The sequence below is a fragment of the Rhodococcus sp. MEB041 genome (assembly GCF_030208955.1).
In the GTDB taxonomy this organism is placed as follows: Bacteria; Actinomycetota; Actinomycetes; order Mycobacteriales; family Mycobacteriaceae; genus Rhodococcoides.
Genome location: NZ_JARVSZ010000001.1, coordinates 202,832 through 218,054 on the forward strand (window position 1 = coordinate 202,832; position 15,223 = coordinate 218,054).

The following is a 15,223-nucleotide window of genomic DNA, read 5'->3' on the forward strand; positions in this document are numbered from 1 at the left end:
CCTGTCATACGTGGATCTCCTTACCAGCCGGGCTCACCGAGCAGCGGCAACGTGATGAAACTGGGGTCCGTCGGGTCGAGGTCGACGTCCTGCGCTCGCCATCGGGTGCGGAGGCGATCGGGCAGGATCGGCACGAATCGAGGCGCGTCGGCCGCGAAGATGTCGAGTCGCAGGCGGTGTCCGGGGTGCAGGACCGCCTCGGTCGAGAGTAGTTCGATGTCGAGGACGATCGGTTCGCCGGGGACCACGGGGAGCAGTGACTCGCGCGTGAGCGGGTGGTGGGCCACCAGGTAGTCACCCGACTCGGTGCGGATGCTCTCCTCGTCGTCGATCGCGCGGCGCGACGCCAGCAGCGCACCGTTGGTGAGCACGGTGGGAGTGCCGTCTGGAGCGACGTCGCACAGCATCACGGCCCACATCGACTCGCGGGCGCGCGCGACGGTGCGGACGTGGACGTTGGCGGGGCCCGAGTAGACGACGGTGGTCATGACGGGAGGCGTCGTGAACGTGAGCGCGTCACCCTCCGCGAAGCGGTTGTCGTAGGTGAAGCCGCCGCCGAGAACGGCCGGAACACCGGCCAGCACCTGCGTGGTGTCGCGGGAGACGACGGTGCGGAACCCGGGCTTCACCGTCAGACGGGCCGTGTCGGTCGGCGCCTCGAAGTGCAGGGACCCGTCGTGCCGACTGTGCGACGCGGTACCGGACGAGTCGGCGCTCAGGTAGAGGCGCCGAGCCACGGCGGCGGGCGCGGGGAATCGGCCGTGCGCTTCCCACCCGCCGCCCTGCTGACGCAGCGTGACCGGTCCGTAGCGGTCGATACCGTTGTCGATGCCGCGCAGCCACTTGTCGAACCAGGCGCGTTCGAGCACGTCGAGTCGCGGCGGGAACCCGGGTTCACCGAAGCCGATCCCGGGGTTGCCGTGGTACCCGTCGCCCACCAGAAGTTGCTTGCGCCCGCGTTCGACGGTGAGTCGGTTGTACATGTCGGGTGCCGCGCCGCCGAAGATGTCGTGCCAGCAGCCGTAGAGGAACGTGGGGACCGCGATGTCCTCGATGGTGGGATCGATGGTGTCGAAGGACGGGTCGTCGTAGATGCGCGGGTCCGAACCGGTGAGGAACCCGTTCACCAGATTGCTGATGTTCGTGGCGGGGGACCGTACGCGATCCGCGAGCCAGCCGACTCCGCCGCGTCGCAGGATCTGTACTGCCGGAACCCATTTGAGGGTGTTCACGGCGGTGAGCCACAGGGGGATGAAGAGCGACGGTGCGCCGCCGGTGGCGAAGATCTCGCGGACGATGTCCTCGGATCCCTCGACGGCGAACACGGCGTCCGGTCCCGCGCTGCCCGCGGCGGCGGCCTGCAGGGAGTTGATGGCGGAGTAGGAGATGCCGGCCATGCCGACGCGCCCGTCGCACCACGGCGACGCCCGGATCCACTCGAGGATCTCCAGGGTGTCGAGTTGTTCACGCGGGCCGAGGGTGTCCCACACGCCGGACGAGGAACCGGTGCCGCGCGCGTCGATGATGACCTGCACGTAGCCGCTGCGGACGAGATGGCGGTTCACGGTGAGCAGATCCGCCGCACCGCCCGCGACGACGCGGGTGATCTCGGAGATGCCGTCGAACGGGGTTCCCGAGAGGTCGACGGAGCGGGACACGCGACGCAGCGCCGGCCCCAGCACGGGTGCGGCGAGGAGTGCGTCGATCGAGTCGAGCAGGACCGAGTTGTACGGGGTGATGTTGAGGACGACGGGGAAGCGGGAGGAGACCGATCGTCCACTCGCGTCAGCAGGGGACACGACGATGGCGCGGAGAACGGCTCCGTCCGTCATCGTGACGGCGGCGCCGCGGTCGATGTGCACACGGGGGAACTCGGGAGCGGACTCCACGAGTTCTGCCCATGCTCGGCCGTCGGCGCCGCCGGTGGGATCACGGTGGAAGGGCGAGACGACGTGCTCGGGTTGCACCAGTGCATGGGCCGATGTCGTCGTCATGAACGTCGAGTCAACCTCATTGCTGTGACACGCGGTACACAACACGCCATTCCCGGCCCTTCGACAACGACCAGGGCACGTCGTCGTTCGATGTCACCAGGTGAGTGCGCTGCTACTTGCCGCCCTCGGGGGTTCCCTCGCTGTCGCTGAAGAAGGCCCACTCGCCGTCGTGCTCCACTTCGAGGCGCCAGCCGAGCTCGGCGTCGTCGGACTTGCTCTCCTTGAACCAGGTGTGGGCGTCGGTGGAGTTGGGGATCTCCTTGGTGGCGACGACGGATCCGGTGGGGTCGAGTACGCGATAATTGGCCATGAGCACCGTGTTCCCTCGGGAGAGCACCTCTCAAACCGAGGGGGCTCCGCCCCCGTGCGCCTTTTGCGTACCCGGGGATGCGCACAAGGCGCACAGGGGCGTAGCCCTTTTGGTGTCTCCGGCGGCCCCGGGGTACTCTTCTCTCCGGACACCGTGCGGTCGTGATCTGCGATCGTGCGATGTTCACCTGATCTGTTCCACCCAAGACCGTTGGTCATCGTGGTCTCCGAAGAGGTTCGCCTCGTCGGAGATGGCGATTGAAGGTCCGGCCGAGCCGGCGACCCACGCAGGAGGACGAGGACCAGGGATACGTGTTGCTGACTCTCTCCGAGTCGCGCCGCCCGCATTCCGACGCCCCGTGTGCCCTGCACCGGGGCGTTTCTGCTTGTTCGGGCCGGGCCGACTCGACGCAACGAGAGGAGGCGAAGTATGGCAAAGGCTGAGAAGGTATCCGCGGTCGCGGAGATCTCCGAGCAGTTCAAGGGCGCCACGGCGGCCGTCGTCACGGAATACCGTGGCTTGTCGGTCACCCGTCTGACGGAGCTCCGTCGGGCCCTCGGTACCGGAGCTACGTACTCCGTCGCCAAGAACACCCTGGTCAAGCGTGCCGCAGCTGATGCGGGCATCGAAGGCCTCGACGACTTGTTCGTCGGTCCGACCGCCATCGCATTCATCGATGGTGAGCCGGTCGACGCTGCCAAGGCGATCAAGCAGTTCGCCAAGGACAACAAGGCGCTCGTCATCAAGGGCGGCTACATGGACGGCCGCGCGCTGTCCGTGGACGAGGTCAACAGGATCGCGGATCTCGAATCCCGCGAGGTCCTGCTGGCCAAGCTCGCCGGCGCGATGAAGGGCAACCTGGCAAAGGCCGCAGGCCTGTTCAACGCTCCCGCCTCGCAGGTCGCGCGTCTCGCGGCTGCGCTGCAGGAGAAGAAGGCTGCAGAAGAGGGCGCTTCGGCGCCGGAAGCCGCAGCTGCCGACTAGCTGATCCGCAAGGACTGCACACCACCCCGTGCGGCCGGCCTCCGGCCTGCACGCAATCTCCTGTCCCCGGATCGGCGACAAGGACTTACAGAGAGGACCGCCACCATGGCGAAGCTCAGCACCGAAGAATTGCTCGACCAGTTCAAGGAGCTCACCCTCCTCGAGCTCTCCGAGTTCGTGAAGGCATTCGAGGAGACCTTCGAGGTCACCGCAGCTGCCCCCGTCGCCGTTGCTGCCGCAGGCGGAGCAGCTGCTCCCGCCGAGGCCGCTGAGGAGCAGGACGAGTTCGACGTCGTCCTCGAGGGCGCCGGCGACAAGAAGATCCAGGTCATCAAGGTCGTCCGTGAGGTCGTCTCCGGCCTGGGCCTGAAGGAAGCCAAGGACCTCGTCGAGAGCGCTCCGAAGGCCATCCTGGAGAAGGTGGACAAGGCTTCGGCCGACGCCGCCAAGGAGAAGCTCGAAGCTGCCGGCGCGAAGATCTCCATCAAGTGATCTAGCCCCACAGCGCGAGAAGCGGCCGTACCCCTCGGGGTGCGGCCGCTTTTTTCGTTTCTCGGGACGGTGCGCCAGATCAGCCCACGGTGGGCAGTGCGGCGCGGGCGAGAAGGTCTCCGCTCGCGGCCCGGATCTCGATCTCCGCGACGTCGGGACGCAGCACCGCGGCGTTCATGCGGCAGTCGATGGTCACGGAGCTGCCGAGGAAGCTGCCCGAGGAACGATCCGCGCCGGTGCGGTCCACCAACACCACCTCGAAGGCCGCGTTCTGCGGGACGCCCTGCATCTCCAGGACGGTCTCCGTTCCCCAGGTGTGGGCGACGAGACCACCGTCGACGCTCACGTCGGGCGCCGTCTCCGTGAAGTCGATCGCCTCGAACGCGCCCAGCTCGCCCGGTGGTCCCTCGACTTCGGGCGCTGCGATCGCGCTGTCGGCGGGTGTCGCGTCGCCTTGGGTGCCGACCATCTGCACACCGAGCACCGCCGCGACGCCCACCGCGATTCCGGCGGCGGCCGCCGCGGCCGTCGTGCGCCGGACGCGCCCCGAGTGCCGGACGACTCGTCGTCGGAGCAGGTCACCGGGTTGCGCATCGACCCAGGTCAGTCCCGCTGCCGACCCCAGCGACGCGACCGTCTCGCGCATCTCACGGATCTCGTCGGCGACCGAGGTGTCCTCGGCCTCCAGAATGCGAAGCTCGCGCCGCTCGGCGTCGGTCAGGTCGCCGGCCACCGCAGCCGCGATCAACTCCTCTCGTCGCGGATGTCCCGGAGTCATCAGGTCTCCTGACCGTCGAAGTGAACGCGCAGGGCGCGCAGTGCGTAGTACGCGCGGGTGCGCAGGGTGCCGATCGCGACGCCGGTGCCGGCCGACAGCTCCGCGTAGGACAGGCCGGTCAGGTGGATGGCCACCACCACCTGTCGATGTTCGGGGGACAGGGTGGCCAGACCCTCCACTACCCGCATCCGGGTCAGGACGTGATCGCTTCGATCGGGTTCCACGGCGTCGCTTTCCGCGACGGGGGAGGACGCGACCAGCGGAGTACGGCCTCGCGACCGCAGAGCATCCGCGACGACGTTGCGTGCGATGGCGAAGAGCCAGGTCCGAGTTCCACCCCGGGACTCGTCGAACCTGTCCCGCGCTCGCCACGCACGTACGAAGGTCTCCTGCACGCAGTCCTCGGCGGCGACACGATCGTGCAACACGTTCACGGCGAAACCCAGCAGCGACGACGCGTGGGCGTCGTAGGCGGCCGTGAGATCGAACGTCCCGCTCTCGCGCGACCGGAAGATCGCCAGCGTCTGCCCCCTCGATGTCGGGGGAGGGGTGTACCCCGCCGGTGCCCGTGCAGGACGAACCCTACTCACCGTCGACGCCGCTCCGACCTCCATGGTGGGTGTACGTCGAGAAGTGCGACGACGTTCGACCGTGGTGAACGTTTCGGTCATTCCGGACGTATCCCCTCTCGAAGGACGTCCGCGCATCCCGATCGGAAGGTACGACCACCATGACGACACGCACTGCACGAGGAACGATCATCGTTGCGGGAGGCGCTGCGGCGTTCCTCGCGCTCACCGCTGCTCCCGCGGCAGCAGAGACGCCGGTCGGCGAACCGTCGTCGTTCACCAGTGCCTTCACGGCCATGGCGACTCCGGACCAGGTCCTGAACGCGGACGGCGTCGCGACGCCGGGTGAGCCCGGCGCGACCGGAACGTTCACGTTCCGCATCAACTCGGACGAGAACATCATCTGCTACGACATCACCCTCGAGGGCGTCACCGGCGACTACATGTCGCCGGCGAAGACGGCGACGCACATTCATCAGGCAGCAGTGGGTGCCGCGGGCCCGCCGCGCATCGCGTTCCCGAACCCGTCCCCGGTCGGCGACGGACCTCGCACCAGCAGCGGCTGCCTGCAGGGGCCGTTCACGACCGGCGTGATGGCGAACGGTGCCGACACCGGAACGAACTTCGACCTCGCGGCCATCGAGGCGAACGCCGCCGGGTTCGCCGCGGACAGTCACACCACCGCCTTCGCCGCCGGCGCGGTGCGCGGACAGCTGACCCCGATTCCCGTCGGCGGTGTGGAGACGGGCGCCGGTGGATCCGTCACCGACAGTTCGACCGCGACCGTCGCGGGTGCCGGTGCCGCCGTTCTGGGCGTGGCGGCCCTCGTCGGGCTGGGCGTCGCCCGTCGGCGGAACTCCTGATCGACCGACGCGGATGAGATGGTCGACGCGCGCGAGTGCGTTCCTCCTGGTGGGGCTGGTGGTCGCCTGCGCGCGACCACCGGCCGTACCGCCCACCGAGACAGCGGTGTCCGTCACGTCTCCTGCTGCCGCGACCGTGTCCGAGACGGGACCTCTCGTCCCGGCGCGGGTGTCGGCACCCGAGATGGGTCTGGACGAACCGTTGATCGAGCTGGGTCTGAACCCGGACAACACCATGGCGGTTCCCGAGGACCACGACGACGTCGGCTGGTTCACCGGCGGCGGGCGGCCCGGGCGTCCCGGTGCGGCCGATCAGGTCGGACCCACGGTGCTGGCCGGTCACGTCGACTCGACCACGGGTCCCTCCGTATTCTTCCGACTCCGCGACCTCGTGGTGGGAGACGACGTCACGGTCACCACGACAGAGGGCATCGAGGCCAGGTACCGGGTGACGGACATCGGCGACTACGCGAAATCCGAGTTCCCGACGGCGCGCGTGTTCGGCGCCGTCCCGCGCGACGAGATCCGACTGATCACGTGTGCCGGAGTGTTCGACGACGACGCGGGGTCCTACGAGAACAACCTCGTCGTCTTCGGCACCCGCGTGGGGTGATGCGACACCTCAGGCGAGGGAGAAGTTCTCGCCGCGGTGGTAGGCCGCCAGGGACGACTCGGTCTCGCGGATCGACGGCGGGTGGAACGCGAACGCCGACACGACGGACTGCAGGTACGCGATGTCCGGGTCGGTGATGAACGCGATGCCGCCCAGTGCTGTCACGGCGGCATCGACCGCGCGCCGTAGTGCGCCTCGAAGCGCAATGCGGCAGAACAACAGTCGAGCCGAGATGTCGGCGCCGCGCTCACCCGAGTCCATCGCTGCGGCGACGGCCTCGAGGCCCGCGATCGCCGCTTCGAGTTCGGCGGCCGCCGAGGTGTAGACGCTGTCGCTGACCTTCGGGTGTCCCACGAGACGCTCCACGAGCGCGGTGGCCGCGCCGATGTACCCGGCGGAGGCGAGGATGCCGAACCACAGGAACCCGGTGAGCTCGTGCATGCCCTCCGGATCGTCCAGCGCGCCGACCATGGTCAGCGACACCGGCACGCGCACGTCCTCGAGGACGACCTCCTCGCTCTCCGCACCCGCGAGAACGGGCGTCGTCCAGAACGGACGCACCGAGACACCGGGCATCGACGCGGGGATGAGGGCGACCGCCTTGCGTGTCTTGCCGCCCTTCTTCTCGCGTGTCGCGACGCTGGCGGCGAGGAAGTCCATCGAGGCCGACAGACTGCACGGCTTCTTGCTGCCGTTGACGACGTAGTCGCCGTCGTCGTAGTAGGCGTCCACGGACGGCACCAGCGTGCTGCCCACGCCCTCCGCGAAGCCGGACGCGATGATCGACCTCTGTTCGATGAGGCCGGCGACGAGCGGCAGCTCCTCCTCGGGACCCGCCATGGCGATCTCGATGATCGTGGCGATCGACAGGTGGTGCATCGTGACGGCGGCGGCGAGCGACGGGGAGGCCGCGCCGATGGCCCGGTGGACGCGCAGTGCCTCGACGGCGGTCGCGCCGAGTCCGCCGAGCGAGGTGGGTGCGATGAGTCCGCACCCGCCCGCGTCGCGGAACGTCGCGATGGCGTCGCTGCCGGGCGCCTCGAGCACGGACAGCGGCGTGGCCTCGAGGTAGGTGGCGAGGGCGGGCAGCAAGCGACGGAGCGTGGCGCGTTCGGTGGACATGAGCCGCGACGGCTGCGCGGTCCCGTCGGACGCGAGAGCTGCTCTGTCAGCGAGAACGGACACGTACCGGCCTTTCGTCGAAGAAGGGTGACCGTGGCTGGGACGGGTGTGGGACACGTGCCAGCACGTCACTCGATACCGCAGTATTCGGGGTCGGCGACGGCCTCGATGGCGCCCGTCTCAACTGCTGTTGCATGACACAAGTGCAGTCGTGTTCGTTGGCAACTACTCACAGGTCGCGGCACCCTCGGGCCGCCTGTGCTGACCGTAGGCTCGAATCACAGGCGTCTCCCGTCGCACGGGTCTCCCGGACCGGCGAGCGCACTCGCGTCACGTACCGATCCCCCAATCTTGGAGCGAACATGAGCTCGCAGAGAATGCTCGACCGAATCCGCCACGACAAGAGGATCTGGGCCCATCGTGTGCTGACGAAGCACGACCAGAACCCGTTCTTCCGCGTCATGAAATCGGTCAACGCGCCGGTCGTCGACGTGGAGGACCGCAGCGTCATCATGCTCGGTTCCAACAATTACCTCGGCCTCGCCGACCACCCGCTGGTGCGCGCGGGAGCCGCTGCGGCACTGGACAAATACGGCGCAACGGTCACGGGCAGCCGGTTGCTCAACGGCACCATCTCGCTGCACACGGAACTCGAGGAAGCACTCGCCGACTGGCACGGGACCGAGCAGGCGCTGGTCTTCACGACCGGCTACCAGGCGAACCTGGGCGGTATCAGCGCGCTGTGCGGTGTCGGTGACACCATCATCGTCGACTCGGCCGCGCACGCGTCCATCTACGATGCCTGCCGCCTCTCACGTGCCACCATCCGCGCCTTCCGTCACAACCGGGTGGACCTGTTGGAGGAGAAGCTCTCCCGTTCCACCGGCGTCGTCATGGTGGTGGTGGACGGCCTCTACTCGATGCACGGCGACCTGGCCCCGCTCGACGAGATCGCCGCGGTCTGCGAGAAGTACGACGCGGCACTGTTCGTCGACGAGGCGCACAGCGTCGCGGTCATGGGCGCGAAGCGCACCGGTGCCGCCGAGCTGTTCGGTATCGAGGACGACATCGACGCCCGGATGGGCTGCCTCTCCAAGGGACTCGGGTCCTCGGGTGGTTTCGTGGCCGGCTCGAAGGACATCGTGGACGCCATGCGCGTGCATGCGCGCACGTTCCTGTTCACCACCGCGGGCGTGCCTGCTGCCCTCGGCGCGGCGCTCGCCTCCGTGCAGCTCATGCAGACCGAGGAGGGAGCCGAGCGCGCCACCCGCACACTCGCGAACGCGCGCTACCTGCACGACGGGCTCGTGGCGGCCGGTGTCGACGTGCACGCGCCGAGCCCTCTCCCGGACGGTACGGACATGGTCTCGCCCATCGTCCCCGTGAACGTCCGTGACGACCTGCGCACCGTCAACACGTGGCGGAAGCTGTGGGACGCGGGCATCTTCGCATCCGCCGCCATGTTCCCGGCGGTGGCCCGCGACGGTGCACTCCTGCGTCTGTGCGTCCAGCCCGATCACACCACCACCCAGCTCGACTACGTGGTGGAGCAGATGGGCCTGTTCCTCGGCGAGAACTCGTCCACGTCCGAGGCGGCGTCGGCCGAGGTGGGGGCAGCGCTCGCCGCGCCGGCGCCGGCATCGGTCTGACCCGGTGGTGACACAGGTCGACCAGCGCACGACGTACGACTGTGCCGCCGCGGTGCTGCACGCGACCCTCACCGACGAGAGATACTGGCAGGACCGGATCGCCGAGATCGGTGGCGGCAGTCGAGTGGTGGAGCATCGCGTCGAGGAGGGCCTGACCACCTCGGTGGTCGACCAGGACCTCGAGGCCGCGGCACTACCGAAGGCGTTGCAGCGCTTCGCCGGAGCGTCGATGTCGGCACGGTGCACCGAGTCGTGGCAGTCGGTGCGCGAGGACGGGTCCGCGCAGGGCCACTACACCCTGCGGGTCGCCCGGATGCCCGTGGTGATCGACGGGGAACTCGAACTTCTCGCGACCGGAGCGCAGCAGTGCGTGCTCCACTTCGTCGGTACGGTCGACGCGTCGATCCCGGTGATGGGTCCGGTGGTCGAGAAGATCATGGTCGGCGAGATCGACAAGAGTTTCTCTGCCGAGCGCGAGTTCACCCAGTCGTGGCTCGCCCTCCGGACCTGAGCCCTCTCATCTGCGGCGCGGGAGTGCGCGCAGGATCGCCTCCAGCACCTGGCGCTGACCACGGCCGGACGTGACGGTGGTTCCGCGCGGCACCGACACGGTCCGGTAGGAACCCGAGACCGGCTGCGCTGCCTGATGTTCGACTCCTCGCAGACGTCGGGGCAGGCGCGGTCCGTTCCGTGCGGCGAGCAGACCGTCCGTGCCCGGCACCGCCGTCAACGTGTCGTCTCCCCGGCGGAGGGCCGCGGCCGTCCGTCGGGTCCTGGTGCGCGGAACCCGCACGAGAAGAACGTCGGTCCCCGCGAACTCACCGGCCGCAGCGTCGATCGCCTCGGCTCGTGCCCGGCGTCCGGCGCGCCCCCGGATGCCGGTACCGAGACCGTGGCCGGGGGCGTCGAGCAGCACCACCCGCGGGCCGTGATCGGCCAGTGTCCGTGCCAGACCGGTGGCGTACCGCGCATGGGAGCCGCGGGGCAGCGCGAGAACGACCGTCGGGGCCGAGGTGTCGGTCCCCTCGTGGATCTCGGCGTGCACCGAGCCCGTCGACGTGCGGATCTGGCGGTGCTCGCACGAGGAGACCGCGCGATCGAGCTCGGCGCTGAAGGGCTTCATGTCCGGGTCCACGTCGCCCCACGTCCGTACGCGGCGAGTGGCGCCGTCCAGGGCCGCCTCGCACACGTGATGACGGACCGGCGCGTGGCGGGTCGACAGGATGGGGCGCCCGTTGAGCAACACCATGACGGCCGCGGCCTCGGCGGACGACATCGTCGGGGTCCACCCGGTGGCGCGTTCGAAGGCCGTCGAGTCGACGGCCGCCTCGCCCGAGGAGATCCAGTGGCTGGAGAACGGCAGGATGCGGAGCGCGTACGCGAGATCGACCACGGTGCGCAGGACTCGAAGCGGGATCGGCAGCACCAACTGGCCCTGCATCGCACCGAGTTCGCGCACCCCGAGCCAGTCGCGCGGACCCAGGTTGAAGGGGCCGTTCACGGGTGTCCGGACGGCCCGGTGGAAGGCGTCGGCCAGGTCGTCCTCGTGCAGGAACTGGTAGCGGGACTGCGCCGGATCGGGGAAGGCCACCACGGACTGCGTGAGGGTGTCGATGCCGTCGTTCGAGAAGTGGGTGCCCACGATGTAGGTGGGGCGCAGCATCGAGATGGTCATGCCGCCCTCGTGCCGGCGCAGCCACCACTCGACGAAGTGTTCCACCTCTGCCTTGTCGAAGAAGTAGTAGCGCAACGGATCCGACGTCGGGAACTCCTCCTCGGTGACGGGCACCGGAAGGTCCTCGCGTCCGTACGCGCTGACACTCGAGGCGATGACCATCGACCGCACACCGGCCCGGTGCGCGCACTCGACGGCGTTGCGCGAGCCCTCCAGATTGGTCTCGTGGATCGCGGCCTTGTCGCGCTGCTCCTCCACGACGAAAGCCAGGTGGATCACCACGTCACAGCCGGCGAAGGCAGTCTCGAGTTCGGGGGAGCGGATGTCCATCGAGATCGAGCGGAGTTTCGGGTGCCGCACGCGCGGTGCCCGGCGACCCAGCCCGATGACCCGGTCGATCTCCGGATCATCCAGCAGCACAGGGAGAATGACAGCACCGAAATCGCTCGTCGCACCGGTGACGGCGACGGTCAGGCCGCTCACCGTTCGTCCGAGCTGAACTGTCGGGTGGTGTCCTGTGGGTCCGTCATGACGACTCCTGTGGTGCGGTGGTGGCGGGGAAGCAGGACCGCGACGACGACGGCGCAGGCGAAGACGGCCGCGGCGGCGAGGTAGGACGCCACCTCGGACCCGGCCATCGCGGCTTCCTTCATGGACAGGACGAGGTTGTCGCGCACCGCGGAGAACATCTCGGGGAGCGGGTACTGCTGGATCTGCTGCACGCTGAGGAAGCTGCCGTTCACGTACTCCCGGTCGCGGTCCGAGAGGATTTCCGACGGAATGGTCGCGACGAGTGGGCCGACGGTGGTGTTGTAGTACGACGCGGTCACGGATCCGAGCACCGCGACACCGAGAGTGCCGCCGAGTTCCCGCGTCGTGTCGTTCACGGCCGAGCCGGCGCCGGCCTCGTCGATGGGCACGGAGGACATGATGGACTCGGTCGCGGGACCCTGGATCACGGCGATGCCGACTGCGAGCACGATCATCGTGGGCAGCAACAGCCCGACGTACGAGCTGTCGATGCCGACCTGACCCGCCATGATCATGCCGATGCCCACCAACAGCAGGCCCGCGACGATCACCGGCATGGTGCCGATCCGCTGTGCCAGCGAGGTCGCGGTCGGTGCGCTCACCGCGAGGGCCACCGCGAACGGCAGTGTGGCGACACCGAACTCGAGCGGCGAGTAGCCGCGGACGCCCTGGAAGTACTGGGTGATGAGGAAGACGTACCCGAAGAGCGAGAAGTAGGCGACCGAGATCGCGAGCGCCGGCATCGCGAAGGGTCGCAACCGGAACAGGCGCACGTCGAGGATCGGGCTGGACACGCGCGACTGGCGTACGACGAAGGCGGACAACAGAACCAGGGACACCGCGATCCCGCCGAGCGTGGGCACGGTCACCCAACCGTGACCCGGCGCTTCGATGAGTGCGTACACCAGGAGCGAGACCCCCGAGAAGGACAGGGCGACACCCGGCAGATCGAGCGGACCGGTGGCCGCAGCGCGTGATTCGGGCACCACGGCGACGATGCCGATCACCGCGACGACGGCGACCGGCACGTTCAGCCAGAACACGGAGTGCCAGGTGAAGTGTTCGATGAGCCACCCGCCCGAGACCGGTCCGATCGCGATGGCGACACCGGCGATCGAGGCCCACACCCCGATGGCCACGGCGCGGTCCGCGGGAGTACGGAACAGGTCGATGATCACCGCCAGAGTCGCGGGCAGCGCGGCGGCGGCGAAGACCCCCATCAGTGCGCGCGAGGCGATCAGTTGCGGCAGGTCGTCGGCCACCGCGCCCACCACCGACATCGCGGCGAGACCCACGACGCCGATCAGCAGCATGCGGCGCCGCCCGATGCGGTCGGTGATGTTGCCGAACGCCAGCAGCAGACCGCAGAACGTGAGGATGTACGCGTCGACGATCCACTGCAGCCCCGTGAAGCCGGCGCGGAGGTCGGTGGAGATGTCGGGCAGAGCGACGTTGACGACGGTGTTGTCGAGCACGACCAGCAGCTCGACGAGACAGATGACGAGGAAGGCGATCATCCGCCGCGGTGACGAGAGGAGGTGGGACGACGACCGCGGCGGCGGCGCGGCGTGTCGGCCGGTCATGACGGCGAGTCCGGGCCGCCGCCCGGTGCGGAGCCGACGTCCTTCGTTGCGGCGAGACGGTCCACCGCGCGCTCGTCCGAGGTCTGCGGTGCCAGCATGCCCGTGGTGCGGTACGAGGCGGGGAAGAAGAAGAAGACCAGTGCGGCACAGACGAACACGGCTCCGGCCGCCACGTACGCGGCGATGGACGATCCGCGCAGAGCGGCTTCCTTCATCTCCAGGATCAACTGTGCGCGTTGCGGTTCGAACATCGCGGGCAGGTCTCGCTTCTGGATCTCGATGACACTGAGCACGCTGGACTGCGCGTAGCCCTTCTCGGTCTCGCTCATGATGGCGGTGGGGATCCGTTCGACGAGCGGCCGCACCGTCGACACGTAGTAGGAGGCGACGATCGACCCGAGTACCGCGACACCGAGAGTGCCGCCGATCTCGCGGGTGGTGTCGTTCACTGCGGCACCGGCTCCGGCCTCGTCGAGGGGGAGCGAGGACATGATGGATTCCGTCGCGGGGCCCTGGATGATCGCGATGCCCACCGCGAGCAACAGCATCGCGGGCAGGACGAGCGTCAGGTAGGAGCTGTCGATCTCGACGCGGCCCGCGACGAGCAGTCCCGCGCCGATGAGGACGAGCCCGGTCACGAGAACCGGCATCGTGCCGATCTTCTGCGCGACGATCGTCGACACCGGGGAGCTGACGGCCAGCGCGGCGGCGAAGGGCAGTGTCGCGATGCCGAATGCGAGAGGTGAGTACTCGCGCACTCCCTGGAAGTACTGGGTGATGAGGAACAGGAAGCCGAAGAGACTGAAGAATCCCACCGCGATCGACACGGCCGGCCACGCGAACGGACGGATGCGGAAGAGCGACACGTCGAGCACGGGGGACGAGATGCGTCGCTCCCGCTGGACGAACAGCACGAGGAACACCGCGGCGAGCACGAGACCGCCGATCGTCCGCCACGACGTCCAGCCGAAGTTCGGTGCCTCGATGACCACGAACACCAGCAGGGTGACGCCGGCGATCGACAGGATCACGCCGGGCACGTCGAGCGGGCCCACCGCCGAGGCTTTCGACTCGGGGACGATCAGCACCACGAGCACGACGGCGACGAGGGCGACGGGGACGTTCATCCAGAACACCGAGTGCCAGGAGAAGTGTTCGAGCAGCCAGCCGCCCGACACCGGTCCGATCGCGACGGCCACGCCGGCGATGGACGACCACACGCCGATGGCGAGAGCACGCTCCTGCGGCTTCGGGAACAGGTTGGTGATGACGGCCAGGGTGGCGGGCAGGACCATCGCGGCGAAGACGCCCATGACCGAGCGTGAGGTCAGGACGTGGGCGAGGGAGTCGCCGAGCGCACCGATCACCGACGCGGTGCCCAGGCCCGTGAGGCCGACGACGAGGAACAGCTTGCGCCCGTACCGGTCACCGAGGTTGCCGAACGCCAGGAGCAGGCCGGAGAAGGTGAGGGTGTACGCGTCGACGACCCACTGCAGGCCCGAGATGCCCGTCGCCAACTCGATGCCGATGGACGGCAGCGCCACGTTGATGATGGTCATGTCGAGGACGATGAGGAGTTCGGCGATGCAGATGACGCCGAAGGCCGCGAGTTGGCGACGCCGACCGATCTCGGTGCGGACACCGAACGTCGAGTGCCCCCTCGACCCGGGCGTGCCCGTGTCGTCCTTCGAGCTGCTGCCCATGGCGTGATCCCCCGTATTCCCCCCGGACCCCGCCCGCGGATGCAGCGCGGCGAGTGTCGTGCGCGAGCGCAACGCTAGGTGTCACGACGGCACTGTCGACGCTAACGGCGGGAGCGCGGGAGAAGTCGGTGTGACGTCACAGAGTTGCGTCAGCGAGCCGGTGACGCCGTACGACGCTGCAGGTGGGAGCGCCCGTCCCGCGCCACGCGGCGTGAGCCCGGGCCGCCCGCGCGTGCACCGCCGCCACCAATTTCGGCCTTGTCGGCTCCGTTCCCTCGTGAATCGGGCGTTCATGGGTCACACTTCTATCCGGAGACTGCGGCCAGGTCGGGGGACGTGTTACTGGGCGGTAAGGTC

At 68.7% G+C, this 15,223-nt stretch carries 14 protein-coding genes; 6 read left to right on the forward strand and 8 right to left on the reverse strand.

Features of this window, described 5'->3' with window-relative positions; genetic code table 11:
* Positions 1-20: 20 nt before the first annotated feature.
* Together QRN16_RS01155 and QRN16_RS01160 are read right to left on the reverse strand one after the other, a co-directional pair.
* Positions 21-1,994 carry a CocE/NonD family hydrolase gene (locus QRN16_RS01155; protein ID WP_285184344.1) on the reverse strand — a complete coding sequence of 658 codons (1,974 nt, stop codon included), beginning with the start codon at positions 1,992-1,994 and terminating at the stop codon, positions 21-23.
* A gap of 112 nt (positions 1,995-2,106) precedes the next feature.
* A complete protein-coding gene (locus QRN16_RS01160; RefSeq protein ID WP_027504559.1) occupies positions 2,107-2,304 on the reverse strand; it encodes a hypothetical protein in 198 nt (65 codons plus the stop codon).
* Positions 2,305-2,733: 429 nt separating this feature from the next.
* Between QRN16_RS01160 and rplJ the strand changes: the two genes are divergently transcribed.
* Positions 2,734-3,288, forward strand: a complete 555-nt coding sequence (gene rplJ / locus QRN16_RS01165) for a 50S ribosomal protein L10 (protein WP_027504560.1) — start codon at positions 2,734-2,736, stop codon at positions 3,286-3,288.
* 105 nt (positions 3,289-3,393) lie between these two features.
* Positions 3,394-3,780 (forward strand): 50S ribosomal protein L7/L12, encoded by a 387-nt coding sequence (gene rplL / locus QRN16_RS01170; protein WP_027504561.1) that lies wholly within the window; start codon positions 3,394-3,396, stop codon positions 3,778-3,780.
* Positions 3,781-3,859: 79 nt separating this feature from the next.
* Here rplL and QRN16_RS01175 read toward each other — a convergent pair whose 3' ends face one another.
* Together QRN16_RS01175 and QRN16_RS01180 are read right to left on the reverse strand one after the other, a co-directional pair.
* Complete coding sequence (locus QRN16_RS01175) at positions 3,860-4,558, reverse strand: hypothetical protein (RefSeq protein WP_285184345.1); 699 nt, start codon at positions 4,556-4,558, stop codon at positions 3,860-3,862.
* On the reverse strand, positions 4,558-5,229 hold the full coding sequence (locus tag QRN16_RS01180; protein ID WP_285184346.1) for a sigma-70 family RNA polymerase sigma factor: 672 nt from the start codon (positions 5,227-5,229) through the stop codon (positions 4,558-4,560). The genes QRN16_RS01175 and QRN16_RS01180 overlap by 1 nt, the downstream gene beginning before the upstream one ends.
* 59 nt (positions 5,230-5,288) lie before the next feature.
* Between QRN16_RS01180 and QRN16_RS01185 the strand changes: the two genes are divergently transcribed.
* Entirely contained in the window at positions 5,289-5,990 is a 702-nt protein-coding gene (locus tag QRN16_RS01185; RefSeq protein ID WP_027504563.1) for a CHRD domain-containing protein, read from the forward strand.
* 13 nt (positions 5,991-6,003) lie between these two features.
* Entirely contained in the window at positions 6,004-6,603 is a 600-nt protein-coding gene (locus QRN16_RS01190; protein ID WP_051613091.1) for a class F sortase, read from the forward strand.
* 9 nt (positions 6,604-6,612) lie between these two features.
* Here the strand turns inward: QRN16_RS01190 and QRN16_RS01195 are convergent, their stop codons facing one another.
* Entirely contained in the window at positions 6,613-7,788 is a 1,176-nt protein-coding gene (locus tag QRN16_RS01195; protein ID WP_285184347.1) for an acyl-CoA dehydrogenase family protein, read from the reverse strand.
* 299 nt (positions 7,789-8,087) lie between these two features.
* On the opposite strand from QRN16_RS01195, the gene QRN16_RS01200 reads away from it, so the two are divergent.
* Together QRN16_RS01200 and QRN16_RS01205 are read left to right on the forward strand one after the other, a co-directional pair.
* Complete coding sequence (locus QRN16_RS01200) at positions 8,088-9,374, forward strand: aminotransferase class I/II-fold pyridoxal phosphate-dependent enzyme (protein WP_261775725.1); 1,287 nt, start codon at positions 8,088-8,090, stop codon at positions 9,372-9,374.
* Between the two features lie 4 nt (positions 9,375-9,378).
* Positions 9,379-9,885 (forward strand): DUF2505 domain-containing protein, encoded by a 507-nt coding sequence (locus QRN16_RS01205; protein WP_027504565.1) that lies wholly within the window; start codon positions 9,379-9,381, stop codon positions 9,883-9,885.
* A 6-nt stretch (positions 9,886-9,891) separates the two neighbouring features.
* Here QRN16_RS01205 and QRN16_RS01210 read toward each other — a convergent pair whose 3' ends face one another.
* From QRN16_RS01210 to QRN16_RS01220, 3 genes are read right to left on the reverse strand one after another with little or no spacing between them, the layout of a single operon-like run.
* Positions 9,892-11,532, reverse strand: coding sequence for an NAD-dependent epimerase/dehydratase family protein (locus QRN16_RS01210; protein ID WP_285184349.1), 1,641 nt, complete (start codon positions 11,530-11,532; stop codon positions 9,892-9,894).
* Positions 11,529-13,163 (reverse strand): MFS transporter, encoded by a 1,635-nt coding sequence (locus tag QRN16_RS01215; RefSeq protein ID WP_056441696.1) that lies wholly within the window; start codon positions 13,161-13,163, stop codon positions 11,529-11,531. Before QRN16_RS01215 ends, QRN16_RS01210 begins: the two co-directional genes overlap by 4 nt.
* Complete coding sequence (locus tag QRN16_RS01220) at positions 13,160-14,866, reverse strand: MFS transporter (protein ID WP_081821122.1); 1,707 nt, start codon at positions 14,864-14,866, stop codon at positions 13,160-13,162. Before QRN16_RS01220 ends, QRN16_RS01215 begins: the two co-directional genes overlap by 4 nt.
* Positions 14,867-15,223 lie beyond the last annotated feature (357 nt).

What these genes read in the sequence shown, in the direction of transcription:
- QRN16_RS01155 (WP_285184344.1), bottom strand. Translation starts at nt 1,994, where the DNA reads ATGACGACGACATCGGCCCATGCACTGGTGCAACCCGAGCACGTCGTC.
- QRN16_RS01160 (WP_027504559.1), bottom strand. Translation starts at nt 2,304, where the DNA reads ATGGCCAATTATCGCGTACTCGACCCCACCGGATCCGTCGTCGCCACC.
- rplJ (WP_027504560.1), top strand. Translation starts at nt 2,734, where the DNA reads ATGGCAAAGGCTGAGAAGGTATCCGCGGTCGCGGAGATCTCCGAGCAG.
- rplL (WP_027504561.1), top strand. Translation starts at nt 3,394, where the DNA reads ATGGCGAAGCTCAGCACCGAAGAATTGCTCGACCAGTTCAAGGAGCTC.
- QRN16_RS01175 (WP_285184345.1), bottom strand. Translation starts at nt 4,558, where the DNA reads ATGACTCCGGGACATCCGCGACGAGAGGAGTTGATCGCGGCTGCGGTG.
- QRN16_RS01180 (WP_285184346.1), bottom strand. Translation starts at nt 5,229, where the DNA reads ATGACCGAAACGTTCACCACGGTCGAACGTCGTCGCACTTCTCGACGT.
- QRN16_RS01185 (WP_027504563.1), top strand. Translation starts at nt 5,289, where the DNA reads ATGACGACACGCACTGCACGAGGAACGATCATCGTTGCGGGAGGCGCT.
- QRN16_RS01190 (WP_051613091.1), top strand. Translation starts at nt 6,004, where the DNA reads ATGAGATGGTCGACGCGCGCGAGTGCGTTCCTCCTGGTGGGGCTGGTG.
- QRN16_RS01200 (WP_261775725.1), top strand. Translation starts at nt 8,088, where the DNA reads ATGAGCTCGCAGAGAATGCTCGACCGAATCCGCCACGACAAGAGGATC.
- QRN16_RS01215 (WP_056441696.1), bottom strand. Translation starts at nt 13,163, where the DNA reads ATGACCGGCCGACACGCCGCGCCGCCGCCGCGGTCGTCGTCCCACCTC.
- QRN16_RS01220 (WP_081821122.1), bottom strand. Translation starts at nt 14,866, where the DNA reads ATGGGCAGCAGCTCGAAGGACGACACGGGCACGCCCGGGTCGAGGGGG.